The organism is Mesorhizobium sp. M7A.F.Ca.CA.002.15.2.1, assembly GCF_003998715.1.
GTDB lineage: Bacteria > Pseudomonadota > Alphaproteobacteria > Rhizobiales > Rhizobiaceae > Mesorhizobium > Mesorhizobium ciceri.
In genome coordinates, this window is the sequence record NZ_RZPI01001202.1 from 1 (window position 1) to 628 (window position 628).

A 628-nucleotide genomic window follows, 5' to 3' on the forward strand; every position below is an offset into this window, starting at 1 on the left:
GCGGGCCTTTTGCCGTCACTTTGCCGTTTCGGTTTCGGCTTCAGTCTCGTCTTCGGGCTTCGAACGTTCCCTCGCTGCAACCTTGGCTGCCAGCTTCTCGGCCTTCTTGGCCGCCTTCTGGCGGTCGCGTTCCTTGCGTTCCTGATCGTAGTTTGGTGGTCGCGCCATATCGGCTCCTTTTTCACTGCCTCGCGGCTCTGGTCCTGCCTAGGAGCATTAGCCGTCAAACACAACAGCTGAAGCGATAGTGCGTCGATGATGGCCAGGCTTGCAAGATGCGCGCCGCAATGATGGGGCCATGCCCATCATTGCGGCGGCGATACCTATCGCCATCGATTTGCCGATCAGATGCCGCTTCGGTCAATCACCAGATCGGCGGCACCAAAGCGGTCCTTTGCCGTCAGCTGCTGGTGCCAGTAGGGATAGAGCAAGGGCGGCCGGCTGACCGCGTCGAGGCGCGCGCGCTCCTCGTCGGAAAGCACCAGGCTTGCCGCCGCGATGTTGTCCAGGAACTGCGTTTCCGTCCTGCCGCCGATCACCAGGGAACTGATGGACGGCCGGCCAAGCAGCCAGGCCAGCGCCACCTGCGCTGCCGACACGCCGCGCTGCGCGCCGATCTCCACAAGCA

General features: G+C 63.1%; 2 protein-coding genes. Both read right to left on the minus strand.

The features are described from left to right. Positions 1-15: 15 nt before the first annotated feature. Positions 16-168, minus strand: coding sequence for a hypothetical protein (locus ENZ74_RS33650; RefSeq protein ID WP_013532262.1), 153 nt, complete (start codon positions 166-168; stop codon positions 16-18). Positions 169-344: 176 nt separating this feature from the next. After that, positions 345-628: aldo/keto reductase (locus tag ENZ74_RS33655; RefSeq protein ID WP_164761496.1), on the minus strand; the 284-nt coding region annotated here is incomplete at its 5' end.

Bases quoted from the DNA above. Each gene is read 5' to 3' on its own strand.
- ENZ74_RS33650 (WP_013532262.1), bottom strand. From the start codon at position 168: ATGGCGCGACCACCAAACTACGATCAGGAACGCAAGGAACGCGACCGC.